This window comes from Thiomicrospira pelophila DSM 1534 (assembly GCF_000711195.1).
GTDB classification, from domain to species: domain Bacteria; phylum Pseudomonadota; class Gammaproteobacteria; order Thiomicrospirales; family Thiomicrospiraceae; genus Thiomicrospira; species Thiomicrospira pelophila.
Genome location: NZ_JOMR01000001.1, coordinates 945943 through 961946, shown reverse-complemented (window position 1 = coordinate 961946; position 16004 = coordinate 945943). Strand labels below are relative to the sequence as shown.

General features: G+C 44.2%; 5 protein-coding genes, 2 tRNA genes and 3 rRNA genes. All 10 read right to left on the bottom strand.

Annotation, left to right across the window (positions count from 1 at the left end; all coding sequences use genetic code 11):
* Positions 1-1686 carry a GspE/PulE family protein gene (locus tag N746_RS0104585; protein ID WP_029934312.1) on the bottom strand — a complete coding sequence of 562 codons (1686 nt, stop codon included), beginning with the start codon at positions 1684-1686 and terminating at the stop codon, positions 1-3.
* A 2-nt stretch (positions 1687-1688) separates the two neighbouring features.
* Positions 1689-3305 (bottom strand): tetratricopeptide repeat protein, encoded by a 1617-nt coding sequence (locus N746_RS0104580; RefSeq protein WP_029934310.1) that lies wholly within the window; start codon positions 3303-3305, stop codon positions 1689-1691.
* A complete protein-coding gene (locus tag N746_RS0104575; protein WP_051678512.1) occupies positions 3302-5026 on the bottom strand; it encodes a type II secretion system protein GspD in 1725 nt (574 codons plus the stop codon). Before N746_RS0104575 ends, N746_RS0104580 begins: the two co-directional genes overlap by 4 nt.
* A gap of 15 nt (positions 5027-5041) precedes the next feature.
* Positions 5042-6373, bottom strand: a complete 1332-nt coding sequence (locus N746_RS10635) for an ExeA family protein (protein WP_051678511.1) — start codon at positions 6371-6373, stop codon at positions 5042-5044.
* 154 nt (positions 6374-6527) lie between these two features.
* Positions 6528-6643 (bottom strand): 5S ribosomal RNA (gene rrf, locus N746_RS0104565).
* A gap of 132 nt (positions 6644-6775) precedes the next feature.
* Positions 6776-9635, bottom strand: a 23S ribosomal RNA gene (locus N746_RS0104560).
* A gap of 382 nt (positions 9636-10017) precedes the next feature.
* Positions 10018-10093, bottom strand: a tRNA-Ala gene (locus tag N746_RS0104555).
* 58 nt (positions 10094-10151) lie between these two features.
* Positions 10152-10228, bottom strand: a tRNA-Ile gene (locus tag N746_RS0104550).
* A gap of 98 nt (positions 10229-10326) precedes the next feature.
* Positions 10327-11868: ribosomal RNA gene (locus N746_RS10405) — 16S ribosomal RNA — on the bottom strand.
* Together the 16S, 23S and 5S rRNA genes with 2 tRNA genes alongside form the textbook arrangement of a ribosomal RNA operon.
* A gap of 399 nt (positions 11869-12267) precedes the next feature.
* A complete protein-coding gene (locus N746_RS0104540) occupies positions 12268-16002 on the bottom strand; it encodes a YhdP family phospholipid transporter (protein WP_029934301.1) in 3735 nt (1244 codons plus the stop codon).
* Between the last annotated feature and the right edge of the window lie 2 nt (positions 16003-16004).

Sequence of the window (16004 nt, the reverse complement as noted above, 5' to 3'; positions counted from 1 at the left end):
TTATACCAACTCGGTTAAGTTAACTACACGACTGATTTCATCGAGCGTGGTGTCTCCACGACGCACCCAGCTAACGGCACTTTCCGACAGAGTACGAAACCCTTGTTTTTTAGCCTGTTTCAGTAAAACATGCGTTGGTGCTTCATCTAACAATAAGTCATCAATTTCATTGGTAAAACGTAAGGTTTCTAATATTGCAAGTCTCCCCTTGTAACCAATGCTGTTGCAGGCCTCGCAGCCAACCGCTTTATATAACACGGCATTATTATTTTCTTCTAGCCCGACCAACTGAGCTTCGAACGCATCTGGGCGATAGGGTTTTTTACAGTGAGGACAAAGTTTTCGCGCCAAGCGCTGAGCTACAATTCCGATAATATTGCCGGCTAATACCGTAGAAGGCACGCCGATATCCAGCAAACGTGGAATTGTGCCCAGCGCGGAGTTTGTATGTAGCGTGGCAAAAACCTGGTGACCAGTCATCGCGGCACGAAAAGCCATTTCAGCCGTCTCGGTATCACGGATTTCACCGATCAGAATAATGTCTGGATCTTGACGCAATAAGGCGCGAATGCCACGCGCAAAGGTTAAACCTATATCGTCATTTACGGCGGTTTGTCGAATTAACGACATCGGATATTCGACAGGATCTTCGAGGGTCATAATATTAACACCCATATCATTCACTTCATTTAAGATCGAATATAAGGTCGTGGTTTTCCCTGAGCCGGTCGGGCCGGTGACTAGAAAAATCCCATTCGGTCGACTCATCATGAGTTTTACTTCTTGATAGGCATCTGGATCCAAACCCAAAGTATCTAACGGCACAATGCCTTTTTCACGATCGAGAATACGCAAAACAAAGTTTTCGCCGTGCGTGCCGGGTAAAGATGACACTCTAAAATCAATTCGACGTCCCATCACAACCAAGTCCATATGACCGTCTTGTGGTAAGCGCTGATCTGTAAGGTCCAAGCTTGATATAACCTTTAAACGCACCACCAGGCCTGACCAAAGCGACTTATGCAATAACCGAACCTCCTGCAGTACTCCATCAATTCGGTAGCGAACACGCACATAGTATTCTTCAGGTTCAAAGTGAATATCTGAGGCTTCACGCTTAACCGCATCAGTGAGCAAGCTATCCACTAAACGCACCATCGGTTGTGAGTATTCATCTGTTTCAGATAGCGCGTGAATGTCTACTTGGCCGGTTTCCAGTTCATTTAGAATGCCATCAATAGAGAGCTCATAGCCATAGTAGTGATCAATCGCGAACTGAATTTCTGACTCCGCTACCAACACCGGTTGCAACCGTAGATCGGAGCGTTTTAAATTGCGCCGAACTTTGTCCAGTAACAAAATATCTTCTGGATTACTCATCGCTAATTTAAGCAGATCATCGCGCAAACTAATCGGCAAAATCTGGTTGGCACGTGCAAAGGTTTCGGTAAGCATTTCTAAAGCCGACAAATCCGGCACAATACCTTTAATGCTCATTGAGTCATAACCGGTTGACTCACCCACCGCTTCACGCGACTGTTCTTCAGTCATAAAGCCAAGATAAACAAAAATCTCACCCAGTTTTTTTCCAGTACGACGCTGTTCCGTTAAGGCGATTCTTAGCTGATCGGCATTGATATAGCCTTCATGAATAAGTTTGTCGCCTAAGCGCATTGGTTGAGCCATGTTTAATTTTGCTCCATGAAAGTCTGTAGCAGGTTAATTCGCTGGTATACAGCGGCTCTGTTAAATTGAGCCGACGGGTGTTTTTCTGCAAACGCCAAGCTAAGCTTGTATTGTTCCAAAGCCTGCTTGAACTGGCCAAGATGATCTAAGCTAACAGCCAAATTTAAACGATAATCTGGGTTACTTTGCTCTAAACGCACACTATCAAAATAATGTTGTTGCGCCTTAAACCAGTCTTGGCGCAATGCATATTGATTGCCCAACGCAAACTGTAAGCCTGCCGAGTCAGGATAACGTCTTGCCAACCGGACCAAATCCTCCATCATGGCTTCCTGATTACCTAATTCAGAAGCAATGGAGGCGATGCCTTGCAACGCATCTTGATCACTCGAGTTTTCTTGAAGGACTCGCTGGTAATAAGACATGGCCTGCTCATAATCTCGACGTTGAGCGGCTACGGCCGCCAATCCAATTTGACTATTTTTGCTGTTGGGATTTTCAGCTAAACCTCTTCGATAATGGTATTCAGCTTTATCAAAGTCTGACTCTAAATAGGCTTGATAAGCCAATTCATTTTCATCAACTCTTGCTACTCGTTTCAACTGTACGATAGAAGCAGGCCTGGTTGTTTGCTGTGGCTCAGAATCTTCTTTAGTCTTAACTGTAGACGCTGTTTTATTGGCTTGAAGGTTTCTTGATTCATCAACCTGATTTTCACGCGGATTTATTGAGCTCTCACTTGATTGATTGACAGACACCTTCTCGGCTTTTTGAGGCTCTATGGTCGCATCAAGTGACTTTTCGCCTTCCAGTTTAACTGGCTCGACAGGTTTCTCAATGCTCGAGGAAAACTGTTGCACTTGCCGATCATATTGTTGTTCAAGATTGTGAAAAATAAAAAGTGCGAAATAAATGAGCACCGCGGTAACAACACCCAACCCCAAAAAACCTAAATAAACTTTACGCCAAATTGATGTCTTAATTGGTTTAAAAGTTGTAGTTAAAGCTGGCGAAAAAAGTTTTTTTACCTGCTTCGATTGCAAGGTCCGTTGTTGTGATGACAAGACATCACCAGGCTTAAATAAAGCTTCCAATTCCGACTTCTTATCAGTCGACTTTTGGTTAAGTTCCGCTATAGACTGCGTTGCCAGGTGCGGTTCGCTACTCTTTGCTCTTTTCTTTTCAACAGCTTGCGTAATATCCTCTATGTCAGATAGGGTATCCATAAGCTTGGATGAGCTTGCAGGCATATCTAGGTCAGCCAGTTTAAACTTAGCGTCTAGTTGTGGATTTTTTTGAGCGTTATCCAGCAAAGGTTGTGAACCAGGTATTGAAGTCAGCCCTTCCCTTTTAGGCTCGATTGGTGCTTGGTTTTGTAAGGGACTTAGAACATTTGACTTGCTTTCTTCTTCAGCGTGAACGGCTTCGGTTGATAAAGTCTTCTCAGCGATTGATTTTACTTCATCCAATAGAGGTGGATCTTTTGGTTCTGAGTATTTAATATCCGACAAGCTCGCGTCGCGGCTTGGTTCAACGGCTTTTTCAAATTGACTTTTTCCCACTTGCTTCGCTTTTTTTTCGGCAGCCGCTTTTTTTAGTGCGTCTAACAAGACACTCATTCAAACGCTCCCGTGCGTTTATCAAGTAGGCTACGGAATGATTGTAAATCACCCGACTCAATATCTGGCCGATCAACAATTATTGGACGAATAAAAATAACCAATTCGGTTTTGGTTGTGCTACGTTCAGAATAACCAAATAATGTTTTGCCTAAAATAGGAATTCGAGATAACCAAGGCAATCCTGATTCCAAATCATCTTGACGATCTTCTATCAGACCACCAATTACAGCGGTTTGGTTGTCTCGTAGTTTTAATACGGTTTCCATCTCGCGCTCCTGAACGATTGGAATTGAGCTTTCCGCACCAACCTCAATTAAATCAGGATTAGGATCATTTACACTGCCAATAATACGTGAAATGGTAGGACGAATATTTAACGAAACTTCTCTTTGATCACTAACAAACGGCGTCATACTCATCATAAAACCCACCGGAACGGTATGAACACTCGTTGAGTAGGTTACATCTGTACCAGCCGTACTGGTAGATCGAGACACATCAATCGTGAAATAAACTTGGTTATCGACCACTTTTAGCAAAGCCGTTTGGTTATTTACGGCCATTATTTTGGGGCTGGACAAGACCTGAACATCCCCATATTCCTCCAGTGCTTTTAGACCCGCATTCAAATCTAAACCAATATCATTACCCAAAGTCGCGGTAAAAACGTTATCCGCCATAGGTTCTGCATCTGGAAGGGCCATTAAGGCTCTTCGGTTGGAGAGGTTTCTAAACCCGTTAGCGGACCAATCAATACCAGATTGATGGTTTTCTGATAACACCACTTCAACGACTGAAGCCTCAATCATCACCTGACGTTCTGAACGTTGAGTAATGGAGTCTAGATAATGTTGCACCTCTTGATGTCGTTTGTTGTCGGCATAAACGAGAACTAAGCCAGCCTCCGGGTTAATCACAACGGTACTCGCATTATTATGTAAGGCACGAGTGCTAGTATTACTGTTTGGAGTTATTGATGCGTTAGAGGCAGTGTTATCAGTCATATTTAATGTACTAGGTACTGGCACAGAAGCACCAGGGCTGGTGCTTCTGTCATAGGTCATACTTAATAAACTCGAACGCAACGTAGACCAAAAGTCATGCACAGAAGCCACTTCAACGCTCGAGCGACTCCCCGTGGACTGCCCGCCTTCGGTTGGGTTAACTGAGCCACCCACTGTCATATTCATGACAATAGAATCTCGACTTGAGCGCTTTATATTTACATAATCAATTCGATAATGTTTCCAATAAGCTTTATCAGGCCTAATCTGAATAAGCTCTTGCTCTACATTAACAATCAAATCAAGCTGATCGGAGATTCTTTTTAAGATCGAATTTAATGGTTGGTTAATCGCATTAATGGTTAACTTACCCTCGACACCCGGCCAAATATCGACTTCGTGTCCAGACATCTCTGCGAGACGATAAATAATTTCATCAACTGGTGCATCAAACGCTGTTAATGTATAGCCAGGCTTTAAAGTTTCAGGTTTTGGCGGGATGTTATAGGGTCGAGCACTAACAATATTAGGAACCTCTGAAGCTTCGCTTACTTCACTTGGGCGTGCCTGTGTTGTTAGGTGCCCTTCCGTAACAGCAGGGGCTTTAACTTGTGATAAGCCACCCTCATTTTTATTAATTGGCTGACTGGAACACGAAAATACACCAAACAACAAACTTAACAGAATGGCTAAATTGACTCGAAAGTTTTTCACACTCACCTCTAAAAGCTAATTATTTGGTTTCTGATTATTTTGTAATGACTCGGATAAATAACTCAGCACCTGTGATTTTGAAACGATAAAAGGTTGTCCTGCCAAAATAAAATTTGGCAAAGAATCAACAAAGTTTATCGCTTTGCTATAACCACTAAAATAGCCATAGTATAGTGTGAACTGGTTACGCTTAGAATTAATTGAATAAAAGAGTTGTTGAGGATCAATCCAACCATGGGACTGGAGCGATTTAAGAGCCATCTCTAAATTAGACAGGTCAGAAGTCATAAGTTGAACACTATAAAGCATGCTTGAATCCAATTGAATGGTATCAATTCTTGATTTAACGGCTTTACTGTATTCAGAAAATAATTCATCCGGTTGCACTTTAGATTCAATTGAGCTTTTCAACTTCAACTCATCTAAATCAGACTCAACGGCGTCTGTTTGAATGTGCTCATTTGAAACCGTTTCGTAGTTAAAATGGATAGCTATCCATGAGATTATAGAAATAACCATTATTAGAACAAACCATTTGAATAGGCTAATCATGAAAAAATTAGTTTCAACAATATGTCTAGGTTTTATAAGTTTAGTACCTTCAGAATAAGCCGCCAGTAGAGCACGGTCAGCCAAAACATGAATATCTCTAGGTAAACCCTTAGACAACTTAGAAATAAGTTTAGCAACTTTTGTCCCGAACAGATCTTGTCCCTGGTAACCCGCTTTACGCATGCGAAAATTTAAATAGGATTTAACATCATCAACGCTAAACGCAGGCAAAAAAATTGCATGAGAGATTCTACTTTGGAATTGCCGAATCTCGGGTTTAGAAAGAATCGAATCTAATTCTGGTTGACCAAATAAAACAACCTGCACTAGCTTATGCTGATCGGTTTCCAAATTAAGCAACAATCTAATTTCTTCTAACGTTTCTATTGGCATAGCTTGGGCTTCATCTATTAAAATCAAAGGTTGACGGCCCAAAGCATGTTGCTGAATAAAAAAATCCCTCAATTTAGAAACTAGAAAAAACTTTTGCTCTTGTGGATCTACCGGAATACCAAACTCATGGCAAATAAAAAACAAAATATCATGTGAGGAAAGGTTAGGAGAATTAATATAAACAACCTGATAATCTAAAGACAGCTTCTGACTAATCCGACGTAGAAGCGTCGTTTTTCCACTACCTACCTCACCAACCACCTTAATAATGCCATCACCTCTATCTAACGAATATAAAATCGCAGACACTAATTCTTCACGGTCAGCATCTTTATAAAAGTAATCCAAGTCTGGGGTGGAGCGAAATGGTAAATCAGACAAATCAAAAAAAGGTCTATACATTTCTTTTATCCAAATTATTCTTTTTATATTTTAAAGAAGTTATAGCCCAAAAGCCAGAGAACTCTAACCATAAGTTAGAAGATAGTGACAGAGTACAGAAATGAAAAAGAATAGGCAAAAAAAAACCCCTCTTACGAGGGGTTTGATGTATGGAGCTTGGCGATGACCTACTCTCGCATGGGGAAACCCCACACTACCATTGGCGCTGGAACGTTTCACTTCTGAGTTCGAGATGGGATCAGGTGGTTCCATTCCGCTATGGTCGCCAAGCAATTCGGTTTTGCTCGATGTGATTACACACCTCGCTAAAATTCTTTGCTTTAGGAATCGATCTCTTCCTTAGGATTACATATATCTTGACTATCTCAAGCTCACATGCCAGTTAAGTCACTTTTGAGTTGTATAGTTAAGCCTCACGAGTAATTAGTACAAGTTAGCTTCACACATTACTGCGCTTCCACACCTTGCCTATCAACGTCCTGGTCTTGAACGGCTCTTTAGAAGACTTATAGTCTAGGGAGAACTCATCTTGGGGCAAGTTTCCCGCTTAGATGCTTTCAGCGGTTATCTTTTCCGAACGTAGCTACCCAGCAGTGCCATTGGCATGACAACTGGAACACCAGCGGTTCGTCCACTCCGGTCCTCTCGTACTAGGAGCAGCCCCCCTCAATTCTCCAACGCCCACGGCAGATAGGGACCGAACTGTCTCACGACGTTCTAAACCCAGCTCGCGTACCACTTTAAATGGCGAACAGCCATACCCTTGGGACCGACTTCAGCCCCAGGATGTGATGAGCCGACATCGAGGTGCCAAACACCGCCGTCGATATGAACTCTTGGGCGGTATCAGCCTGTTATCCCCGGAGTACCTTTTATCCGTTGAGCGATGGCCCTTCCACACAGAACCACCGGATCACTAGAACCTGCTTTCGCACCTGCTCGACGTGTCAGTCTCGCAGTCAAGCACCCTTTTACTCTTGCGCTCATTGCACGATGTCCGACCGTGCTGAGGGTACCTTCGCGCTCCTCCGTTACTCTTTAGGAGGAGACCGCCCCAGTCAAACTACCCACCATACACTGTCCCTGGCCAGGATTCACTGACCGAGGTTAGAACCTCAATAATATCAGGGTGGTATTTCAAGGATGGCTCCACCCGAACTAGCGTCCGGGTTTCAAAGCCTCCCACCTATCCTACACAGATAGTATCAAAGTCCAGTGCAAAGCTGTAGTAAAGGTTCACGGGGTCTTTCCGTCTAGCCGCGGGTACACGGCATCTTGACCGCGATTTCAATTTCGCTGAGTCTCGGGTGGAGACAGTGTGGCCATCGTTACGCCATTCGTGCAGGTCGGAACTTACCCGACAAGGAATTTCGCTACCTTAGGACCGTTATAGTTACGGCCGCCGTTTACCGGGGCTTCGATCAAGAGCTTCGCTTACGCTAACCCCATCAATTAACCTTCCGGCACCGGGCAGGCGTCACACCGTATACGTCATCTTTCGATTTTGCACAGTGCTGTGTTTTTAATAAACAGTCGCAGCCACCTGGTCTCTGCAACCCTCAATAGCTTACGGAGCAAGTCCTTCACCATCAAGGGCACACCTTCTCCCGAAGTTACGGTGTTATTTTGCCTAGTTCCTTCACCCGAGTTCTCTCAAGCGCCTTGGAATTCTCATCCTGCCCACCTGTGTCGGTTTGGGGTACGGTTTCTTATTACCTGAAGCTTAGAAGATTTTCTTGGAAGCATGGCATCAACCACTTCGTCCTATTGGACTCGTCATCAGTTCTCGGCATTAAAGACCCGGATTTACCTAAGTCTTCTGCCTACCACCTTAAACTTGGACAACCATCGCCAAGCTGGCCTAGCCTTCTCCGTCCCTCCATCGCAGTAATAAAAAGTACAGGAATATTAACCTGTTTCCCATCGACTACGCCTTTCGGCCTCGCCTTAGGAGCCGACTAACCCTACGTCGATTAACGTTGCGTAGGAAACCTTGGGCTTTCGGCGAGGGAGCTTTTCACTCCCTTTATCGCTACTTATGTCAGCATACGCACTTCTGATACCTCCAGCATGCCTTACAGCACACCTTCGCAGGCTTACAGAACGCTCCCCTACCATGTTAAAAACATCCGCAATTTCGGTACTATGCTTAGCCCCGTTAAATCTTCGGCGCAGGCCGACTCGATCAGTGAGCTATTACGCTTTCTTTAAAGGATGGCTGCTTCTAAGCCAACCTCCTGACTGTCTAAGCCTTCCCACATCCTTTCCCACTGAGCATAGTTTAGGGACCTTAATTGGCGGTCTGGGTTGTTTCCCTCTTGACAACGGACGTTAGCACCCGCTGTCTGTCTCCCATGATTGCACTTCTTGGTATTCGGAGTTTGCAATGGGCTGCTAAGCCTTGACGGCCCGCTAGACCATAACAGTGCTCTACCCCCAAGAGTGAGACATGAGGCACTACCTAAATAGTTTTCGGGGAGAACCAGCTATCTCCGAGCTTGATTAGCCTTTCACTCCGATCCACAGCTCATCCCCTAATTTTTCAACATTAGTGGGTTCGGACCTCCAGTTGATGTTACTCAACCTTCATCCTGGCCATGGATAGATCGCCCGGTTTCGGGTCTACTGCATGCTACTAAACGCCCATTTAAGACTCGGTTTCCCTACGGCTCCCCTATTCGGTTAACCTCGCAACACACAGTAAGTCGCTGACCCATTATACAAAAGGTACGCAGTCACAGAACAAGTCTGCTCCCACTGCTTGTACGTACACGGTTTCAGGTTCTATTTCACTCCCCTTCTGGGGTTCTTTTCGCCTTTCCCTCACGGTACTGGTTCACTATCGGTCGGTAGAGAGTATTTAGCCTTGGAGGGTGGTCCCCCCGTGTTCAAACAGAATTTCACGTGTTCCGTCCTACTCGATTTCACAATAAAAAAGTTTTGATATACGGGACTATCACCCTGTATCGTCAGACTTTCCAGACTGTTCTACTAACTTTATTATTGCTTAAGGGCTGGTCCCCGTTCGCTCGCCGCTACTTAGGGAATCTCGGTTGATTTCTTTTCCTCCGGGTACTTAGATGTTTCAGTTCCCCGGGTTAGCCTCCCATATAGGGATATCCTCGAAAGGATGGGTTTTCCCATTCAGAAATCTCCGGGTCAAAGGTTATTTGCCACCTCACCGAAGCTTATCGCAGGCTATCACGTCTTTCATCGCCTTCTACCGCCTAGGCATCCACCGTGTACGCTTAATCACTTAACTATACAACTCAAAAGCAACCTACGTTCGTTTTGACCTTTTGTATTGAACTTGCATTCAATCAAAACTTAACTTTTGAGCATACAACGTAACTAAGATTCTTCGCTGACATGTTCGCTTGAGATTACTCATCAAGATACATGTATACCTATTACTACAATAATGATTGGAGATCATTATTGCTGGTTATAAATCCGTCTCATCAACGTTTTATAACCTTCTCTTTAGAAGAGATCTATTCCTAATTGTTAAAGAACTTCGGCTTACTACCGAGAAGCGGAATATTATCATTCGCTTCCCTTTCTGGCAATAAGAACCGCTCATATATTCTCAGTTAATTTAGACTTAATCTTGATTAACTAAAACCACATGAGCGGTTGTTATTTGGTGGAGTTAGGCGGGATCGAACCGCCGACCTCCTGCGTGCAAGGCAGGCGCTCTCCCAGCTGAGCTATAACCCCTAATAATTACTCAATCAGTTGTGTTTCACAACCCCTGATTTTTTTGCTGCGGGTAATTTGGTGGGTCTGGGTGGATTCGAACCACCGACCTCACCCTTATCAGGGGTGCGCTCTAACCAACTGAGCTACAGACCCAGGTCTTGTGTCCTGAGCTGCACCCAGGCGTGTTCTTTTTATCTGTAATTCAGAGACAATTTATGTGAAAGCTCAAAGAGTTCGCTTTAGCTTTTCTTAAAGGAGGTGATCCAGCCCCAGCTTCCGCTAGGGCTACCTTGTTACGACTTCACCCCAGTCATGAATCACAAAGTGGTGAGCGTCCCCCCGAAGGTTAGACTACCCACTTCTTTTGCAACCCACTCCCATGGTGTGACGGGCGGTGTGTACAAGGCCCGGGAACGTATTCACCGTGACATTCTGATTCACGATTACTAGCGATTCCGACTTCACGGAGTCGAGTTGCAGACTCCGATCCGGACTACGATCGGTTTTTTCAGATTAGCACCACCTCGCGGCTTCGCAACTGTTTGTACCGACCATTGTAGCACGTGTGTAGCCCATCCCATAAGGGCCATGATGACTTGACGTCGTCCCCGCCTTCCTCCGGTTTATCACCGGCAGTCTCATTAGAGTTCTCAACTAAATGGTAGCAACTAATGATAAGGGTTGCGCTCGTTGCGGGACTTAACCCAACATCTCACGACACGAGCTGACGACAGCCATGCAGCACCTGTCACTGCGCTCCCGAAGGCACCAATCTATCTCTAGAAAGTTCGCAGGATGTCAAGGGATGGTAAGGTTCTTCGCGTTGCATCGAATTAAACCACATGCTCCACCGCTTGTGCGGGCCCCCGTCAATTCCTTTGAGTTTTAATCTTGCGACCGTACTCCCCAGGCGGTCAACTTATCGCGTTAGCTGCGCTACTAATCTTTTTAATAAGACCAACAGCTAGTTGACATCGTTTAGGGCGTGGACTACCGGGGTATCTAATCCCGTTTGCTCCCCACGCTTTCGCACCTCAGCGTCAGTTTTAGTCCAGGAAGGCGCCTTCGCCACTGATGTTCCTTCTGATATCTACGCATTTCACTGCTACTCCAGAAATTCCCCTTCCCTCTACTAAACTCTAGACTGCCAGTTTCAATCGCCGTTCCTAGGTTGAGCCCAGGGCTTTCACAACTGACTTAACAATCCGCCTACGCGCGCTTTACGCCCAGTAATTCCGAATAACGCTTGCACCCTCTGTATTACCGCGGCTGCTGGCACAGAGTTAGCCGGTGCTTTTTCTGTGAGTAACGTCACAGCTAGCAGGTATTAACTACTAACCTTTCCTCCTCACTAAAAGTGCTTTACAACCCTCGGGCCTTCTTCACACACGCGGCATGGCTGCATCAGAGTTTCCTCCATTGTGCAATATTCCCCACTGCTGCCTCCCGTAGGAGTCTGGGCCGTGTCTCAGTCCCAGTGTGGCTGATCATCCTCTCAAACCAGCTATAGATCGATGCCTTGGTGAGCCATTACCTCACCAACTAGCTAATCTAACATGGGCTCATCCTTTAGCGATACCTTTCAAGAAGAGGGCACCTTTCATCCGTAGATCTCATTCGGTATTAACGTACGTTTCCATACGGTATCCCCAACTAAAGGGCAGATTCCCATGCATTACTCACCCGTCCGCCACTCGACGCCTAGGAGCAAGCTCCTATCGTTTCCGTCCGACTTGCATGTGTTAGGCCTGCCGCCAGCGTTCATTCTGAGCCAGGATCAAACTCTTCAGTTTAATCTTGAACATTTTTATAACACTCGGAATTGACAAAGTTAACATGGAAGAATTTCTTCTACCTATACTTCATTTGTCGTTTCGAGTTAATTTTTGCTTCCGCTCACTCAGTGAACTTCCACATAAATTATCTCTGAATTACCTGATTTTTAAAGAACTTCTTAATTCGTTTTGCTTGTCGCTTTCGCTCTTAGCAAGCCGGCTATTCTAGCCATCTCAGCGAGATGTGTCAATCAAATTTTTCAATTTATTTTTCACTTCTCAACTGCGTTTTTTTCTCCTTCACAACCCTTGGCTGCGAAGTGAGGCGTATTCTACAGACTCCCCGCTTGCTTGCAACTGTTTTTTTAAACTTTTATGACAATAATTTAAGGTCGCTATTAGATTCAAGCACTTAGCTTATTTGAATAGTACACTACTGCCCTTACTTTTGATTTCAGGTTGCTTCCAAGGACCTGTGATTTTATATTTATAGGTAACTATATCTTCATTTATAAAAGATATGTTTTTAGCTAACAGATAGGCTAGCACCCCCGTCACTGGATTGGCTAAACCTAAGAGAGTAGCCACGGTAGGTAAAGCAGCCCCCATAGCGGGCGTGACTTGTGCATCTAAGTCAAACAACTGTTCTTTTAGTATTATCTGTCCATTCATGTCGACCTGAGCACCTGGAGAGGATACATTAAAGCGCTGAAGATCAATTTTTCCACTCGCGATTGTTCCATTTGCTCTAATTTTGTCGTATTCCATTCCTTCATTGGTAACGTCTTTTAAATCCAGTTTTAATCGTCGAAGAAAAGAGTCCACACTTAGCAAACCGATCAGTCGAGCCAAGCCTGGCTCAACTTGCTCTATCACGCCATCATTAAAGGCTAATTCAAAATCTCCTTCAACTTTATTAAGGCTAAAACACGGTATTCCTTCAGACCAAATTAGCTTTGTTTTAAACTGACCCTCTTTCCCAGTAAAGCCCTTTTTGAATCCAATAAAATCACTTAAGTCGGCTACCCGCTTACTTTGAAGCGTTAACGCCAAGTCACTTTTATTCAATGGTTTATGCCAGTAATAATTAGCCGTACCTTCACCCAATTGGTTTGCAAAACTAAACTTAATATCGGATAAAGTCCGCACTGATTGACGGTCCTCCACCTTAAAGGATAAAGAATCAATCAATTTATCCGCTAAGATTATATGACGTGCCCGCAGTCTAATATCGGGCCAAAGTGCTTTTGAAACAGTGGTTTTACAAGTTTTAGGCTGTGTATTCGTTACTTGGTTTTGTGCTTTGGGCCATTTTATTTGAGCGTGCTCTATCGAGACATCCACCCCGCTTGCTTTTAAATATTCAATCTGGCCTTGTAAATAGGCCGCTTTAACGTCTGCTTTAATTTGTTGAGTTACGGGGTCTGACTGCCAAGTTAAACTTAAATCGTCATACTCCTGATTTAAAAAATGAAGACGCGGGGTTTGAATCTGAGATTCAGCCCAAACAAACCCTGTCATGCCTTGTTCTGACTTTTTTTGGCTATTAAATAAAGTGCTTAATACCGGCGCCATTGCTAACCAAGCATCCACATCAAGTTCACCTAAGATCGCATTAAAGTGCACGCCTTTAGAGCCAGGCTTCAAGGGTCCATCCCCTCCCAAACCTATCCTTGCAAACTCAAGTGCAGGGGGTTCATTAGCTTGAAAGACTATTTGGCTAAGCATATGCAGTTGATCCGACAAGCTGGATTCTAAATACATTTGCCCATCGAGCATTCTAATCTGAGCCTGCCAATCTTGTAGGTTAATCTGATCCGTTTTAAATGGGGAAGGCCAGCGACTGATAATGGCGGCTGAATCCGCGACCAGATTGACTTCAAGGGGGGCTGGGCGATCCGTTTTATAAGGCACATTGATCTGCCCTCTAAATGGCAAGCGTCCTTGAAGTCCGTAGTTGTCATTTAGCTTTGATTCACCTTTAACATTTAAACTCACGCGTTTTTTTTCAGAATCAGTTTGGATATCTAGCCGGATGTTTTCGGCCCCTAAACCCTTTGCTTGAATTGACCGAGACGTTGAGACACCTTGATTATCAAATGAAAATTGGCCGGATAACTGACTGAAATCCAGTCGATTAAACAGTACTAAATTTGAATCATCAAAACCCACTTTGCCAGAGAAACGAGCGCGTTGATCATGAAAACCTTTGACCGGCACCCAAAGTTTATTTAGCTCGACCAACCATTTCCCATCGGCTTGAACTTGCCTATCCAGAAAGGATCTCATCCGCAATCTATCCGCCAGAGGAGACGCCAGCAAAAAGTTAATACCATTTTGTGCCTGCGTCGTTACGACACCACTTAATTCAACCGCAATATCAGGCTTATTAAGATTGGCGATATTAACCTTAATATCTTCCACTAACGCATCATAAATAGACGCTTTAGCAGAAGCTATGCTTAAATTAAAAGGGGTAAACTCAAGCATCGCATCAAAGTCATACAACATGGGCCAATTTGGGTTAAATTCCATGCGACTATTCTCAATTTGAGCCAAGACCCTAAACTCGCCCGGCCCCGTGTCAAATGGAAAATCCGATAAACGACCTTTTAACCAAGCTTCAACCTCAACCTCACCACCACTGATTAAGGCTGTTTTTAACCAACCTTTCAACTTAGACTTCATCAGCCCAAATGGCAACCACGAGCTTTTAACTTGTTCTAATGTTGAAGCCTTTGCATACACATTAAGATCGACAAATCCTTTAAAGTCGCCTTGCGCTTTCAAGCTAATTGGGAACTCATTTAACCAGAGCGGATGCTCTCTCAATAACCAGGCCTGGTGGTTATCTTGGTAATCAAGCACCAGGCCTGATCCAAAATCTAGCAAATAATTTTGTTGCTCCGTATGATGCGTACTGAGCGCAACGGGTTCGGCAAAAGTGAAGCGAACCTGATTCTTATCATGCTGAATTTCAAAACCTTGCACACCAACACTTAATGCCGGATTTTGCCAAGAAAACTCATCCACTTTTGCGCTCAAAGAATCAAATCGAGCTTGTGTCAAATTAAAAGCAGCATCAACCTCACGTAATTCAAATGACTGCAAGGAATCTACATAGTCTCCTGCAATCGAATGCAGGATAGGTTTAAAAGGAATTAAAGACGCCTGAGATAACTGTAATCGAATACGTTCATCTTGTTTAGTTAAGACAACGGCTGACCAATCTGGCACGGCCGTTTGATCCAGGCGCAAGTTAGATAAACTAGCTTGCATTAAATCGTTCTTTACTGCGCTCTGATCCCAGTTCAACTGAGCTGAAGCAGACCTGGGTAAACCAGGGCTGGCATGAGCCCAATTTAATTTTTCAAGATTCAAATTAACTAACAGATTATTAAGCTTGCGCTTTTTGACGACAGCCGACCCATCAAATTGAAATTCACCTCTAGGCAAACGATCAATAGTTGGTTTAATAGACGGCCAAAGGTGACTTACAACATCAAAATCTAAACCACTTGTCTGGCGCACACTTATTTCACCTGAAGACAGCAAACCGAACACATCCTCAATCAAACGTGCACGCACTTGAAAATTGGCTGACCGCGGTTTATCACCATAAATTAAATCGATATCTGCCAACGCATTCCAGCGTTCAGCTCGACTCACTTGCAACGAGCCGATTTGAAGCGCGGCACGGGGCTCAAACTCGATGCGTAAATCGGTAATATTGGCGCGGCGCCAGAACTTTGAAGCTCGATATAACGAAGACTCAACTTCAAAGACACCTGAAGCCGTATCGGTTTTAGACAATTGAACTAAACCGCGCTGAATCTCAAGACGTTCACCATAAGGTAGGCTCGGCCAAATGGGTGATAGCAGGTGATAATCAACCAACAGCTTTTGCATGTTTAAGTGCATCGATGGTTGATCAATATGAAGGTTTTGGACTTGTAACTTAAACCCTGTCCAAGTCTGCTCGAGCTTTAGACTGTCGAAATCAATTTGAACGCCGCTTAAATTATAGGTTAAATCCGCTACCTGATTTGGTGCCAGCTGAACCCAAGTTACCAGAGCACGAGTGATAACAAAATAAACAGCCAACAAAAGGATCAAACCCTCTAAAAAAAGGCGTATCGACTTAAAAAACATGA